Raw genomic sequence first — 3,190 nt, 5'->3', positions numbered from 1 at the left:
AATTGTTGCTCAAGCCACTATTCAAGGAATAGTTACTTGATTTCAACAGATGCGCCAGCTTCCTCAAGCTCTTTCTTAGCTGCTTCAGCGTCGTCTTTGCTAACGCCTTCTTTAACAGTTGAAGGAGCACCGTCAACCATTGCTTTCGCTTCTTTAAGGCCAAGACCTGTAAGACCGCGAACAGCTTTGATTACGTTAACTTTCTTATCGCCAGCACCAGCTAGGATAACGTCGAATTCAGTTTGCTCAGCTGCTGCTGCGCCGCCTTCTGCTGCTGCTGCTGGAGCTGCTGCTACAGCTGCTGCTGCAGAAACACCAAACTTCTCTTCCATTGCTTCAACAAGCTCGACAACGTCCATTACGCTCATTTCAGCAATTGCATTTAAAATATCGTCTTTAGATAGAGCCATGACTCACATCTCCTAAATAAAATTAATAACCAAAAATAAAATTAGGCTGCTTCTTTCTTCTGATCGCGAACTGCAGCAACTGCACGTGTAACTTTCGAAGGAACTTCGTTGAAAGTACGAGCAAGTTTTGTAATCGGTGCTTGAATAACACCAGCCAACATGGCCAATGCTTGATCGCGCGTTGGCAATTTCGCCAAACGATCGATCTGATCTGCACCTAACAGTTCACCACCAACAGCTAGCGCTTTAATTTCGAATGCTTCTTTCTCTTTAGCGAAGTCTTTCAACAAGCGCGCTGCCGCACCTGGATCTTCAAGAGAGAATGCAAGAATTGTTGGACCAACAAATGCTTCTTGCATACATTCAAATTCAGTACCTTCTACAGCTTTGCGAGCAAGCGTGTTACGAACGATTCGTAAGTAAACGCCTTCTGCACGAGCTTTAGCACGCAAACCAGTCATGTCGTTTGAATCAACGCCATGATAGTCAGCAAGTACTGCGGATAAAGCACCGCCAGCAACCTCGTTGACTTCAGCGACAATCGCTTTTTTGTCTTCGAGTCCAATTGCCATTGGTATTCTCCTCAACAAGGCCGGACAAAAAGCCGGCCAGCCATTTACACCCTTTCGGGCAACCTCTACGGCGTGAGGACACTCATTTAAGAGAGTCACACCGTCTGCGCAGGAAATTAAGCCACTCGATCATTCACGTGACACCTGCGGTCTTGGACCGCCTGGGGCATACACCCCCGACTCCAAATTTTTGCGCCTAAGCGCGCCCCCAAATCTTAGATAGATACAGAAGCTTGATCGATCAATAGACCTGGGCCCATTGTTGAAGAAAGAGTAACTTTCTTCAAATAAACACCTTTAGCTGCTGCAGGCTTAGCCTTCTTAAGGTCGGCCAATAGCGCTTCAAGATTTTGCTTGATTGCATCAGCAGAGAACTCAACATTACCCACGATAGCGTGGATGATGCCGTTCTTGTCAGTACGGTAACGAACCTGACCAGCTTTTGCATTTTTAACAGCAGTCTCTACATCAGGAGTAACTGTGCCAACTTTTGGGTTTGGCATAAGGCCGCGAGGACCAAGAACCTGACCCAACTGACCTACAACACGCATCGCATCTGGAGATGCAACAACTACGTCGAAGTCCAAGTTTCCAGCTTTCACTTGCTCAGCAAGATCATCCATACCGACTACATCAGCGCCTGCATCTTTTGCTTTTTCTGCATTCTCGCCTTGCGTGAACACAGCAACGCGAACCGACTTACCTGTACCATTTGGAAGAACAGTCGAACCACGAACAGCCTGGTCAGATTTACGTGCATCAACACCAAGGTTGACTGATACATCGATTGATTCGTTGAACTTAACTTGAGATGAAAGCTCTGCCAATACCGCAACAGCTTCTTCAACTGAATATGCTTTACCAGCTTCTACTTTCTCAGCGATTAACTTTTGACGTTTAGTTAGCTTTGCCATTAGTTAACACCCTCCGTGTTCAAACCCATGCTACGAGCAGTACCTGCAATGATGCGAACAGCAGCGTCCATATCAGCAGCAGTCAAATCTGGCTCTTTTGTTTTTGCAATTTCTTCCAATTGCGCACGAGTAACAGTTCCAACTTTTTCAGTATTTGGACGGCCACTACCACTCTTGATACCTGCAGCCTTCTTAAGAAGAACAGCCGCTGGCGGAGTTTTCATGATAAAAGTGAAGCTCTTATCATTGTAAACGGTAATAACCACTGGAACTGGAAGACCTGGCTCCATGCTACCAGTCTGAGCATTGAACGCTTTACAGAATTCCATGATGTTCACACCGTGCTGACCTAGAGCAGGACCAACCGGTGGACTTGGGTTTGCTTGACCAGCTGCGATTTGCAACTTGATATAAGCGTCAATTTTCTTAGCCATTTTATCTCCTATGGGTACAAACGCTCTTATCGAGCTCCCCGAACAGACACGAAAAGCCCATCCCGCCTACGCGAAATGAGCATTTGGATATTTATGACCTTAAATTAGATTAGTCTTTCTCGACCTGACTAAACTCAAGATCAACAGGCGTTGAACGCCCAAAAATAAGAACAGCCACTTTAACACGACTCTTCTCATAATCCACTTCTTCAACGACACCATTGAAGTCAGCAAACGGACCGTCGATAACTCGAACAACTTCGCCTGCTTCGAATAATGTTTTCGGACGAGGAGCTTCCGCACCTGTCTCGATTTTTTGCAAGATAGCCTGAGCTTCGCGATCACTAATTGGCACTGGACGTTCAGCCGTACCACCAATAAAACCCATAACTCGAGGCGTTGACTTAACCAAGTGCCACGCTTCATCATCCATATCCATTTGAACAAGCACATAGCCCGGATAGAATTTACGCTCACTCTTACGCTTCTTGCCGTCTCTCATTTCTACCACTTCTTCAGTAGGAACAAGAATATCACCAAATTTCTCTTCTAAGCCTTTAAGCGCCACCTGCTCTTGCAACGAGCGCATAACATGCTTCTCGTATCCAGAATAAGCATGAACAACATACCAAGCCTTAGACATCAATTATCTCCCTACTATCCGATTACCGAAGAAATGACCCAACCAATAAGTGAGTCTACACCCCACAAAACAAGAGCAACAACCAACACAAAAACAACTACCATAAATGTTGTTTGTATAAGCTCAGGGCGCGTCGGCCAGACAACCTTGCGAATTTCAGTCTTCGCTTCGGACACTAGCGCAGAAAACTGCTTACCTTTAGTCGTTTGTAATGCCA

Annotated in this window: 6 protein-coding genes; all 6 read right to left on the bottom strand. The window is 45.8% G+C overall.

All coding sequences use genetic code 11. The features are described 5' to 3' along the window. Nucleotides 1–32: 32 nt before the first annotated feature. Complete coding sequence (rplL, locus tag A3739_RS08195; protein ID WP_068500995.1) at nt 33–410, bottom strand: 50S ribosomal protein L7/L12; 378 nt, start codon at nt 408–410, stop codon at nt 33–35. A gap of 41 nt (nt 411–451) precedes the next feature. Further along, complete coding sequence (rplJ, locus tag A3739_RS08190; RefSeq protein ID WP_068473044.1) at nt 452–982, bottom strand: 50S ribosomal protein L10; 531 nt, start codon at nt 980–982, stop codon at nt 452–454. Between the two features lie 215 nt (nt 983–1,197). Further along, nucleotides 1,198–1,896: a 50S ribosomal protein L1 gene (gene rplA / locus A3739_RS08185; RefSeq protein ID WP_068473040.1), complete on the bottom strand. Its 699-nt coding sequence runs from the start codon at nt 1,894–1,896 to the stop codon at nt 1,198–1,200. After that, nucleotides 1,896–2,330 (bottom strand): 50S ribosomal protein L11, encoded by a 435-nt coding sequence (rplK, locus tag A3739_RS08180; RefSeq protein WP_068473037.1) that lies wholly within the window; start codon nt 2,328–2,330, stop codon nt 1,896–1,898. The genes rplA and rplK overlap by 1 nt, the downstream gene beginning before the upstream one ends. Before the next feature lie 109 nt (nt 2,331–2,439). Further along, entirely contained in the window at nt 2,440–2,973 is a 534-nt protein-coding gene (gene nusG / locus A3739_RS08175) for a transcription termination/antitermination protein NusG (RefSeq protein WP_068473034.1), read from the bottom strand. Between the two features lie 14 nt (nt 2,974–2,987). Further along, a partial coding sequence (gene secE, locus A3739_RS08170; protein ID WP_068500993.1) for a preprotein translocase subunit SecE occupies nt 2,988–3,190 on the bottom strand: 203 nt, incomplete at its 5' end.

It is taken from the genome of Oleiphilus sp. HI0067 (assembly GCF_001635735.1).
Note: the sequence above shows the minus strand (reverse complement) of the source record. Positions and strands in the feature narration are given on the sequence as shown.

Coding starts and splice junctions, on each gene's coding strand:
- rplL (WP_068500995.1), bottom strand. CDS start 410: ATGGCTCTATCTAAAGACGATATTTTAAATGCAATTGCTGAAATGAGC.
- rplJ (WP_068473044.1), bottom strand. CDS start 982: ATGGCAATTGGACTCGAAGACAAAAAAGCGATTGTCGCTGAAGTCAAC.
- rplA (WP_068473040.1), bottom strand. CDS start 1,896: ATGGCAAAGCTAACTAAACGTCAAAAGTTAATCGCTGAGAAAGTAGAA.
- rplK (WP_068473037.1), bottom strand. CDS start 2,330: ATGGCTAAGAAAATTGACGCTTATATCAAGTTGCAAATCGCAGCTGGT.
- nusG (WP_068473034.1), bottom strand. CDS start 2,973: ATGTCTAAGGCTTGGTATGTTGTTCATGCTTATTCTGGATACGAGAAG.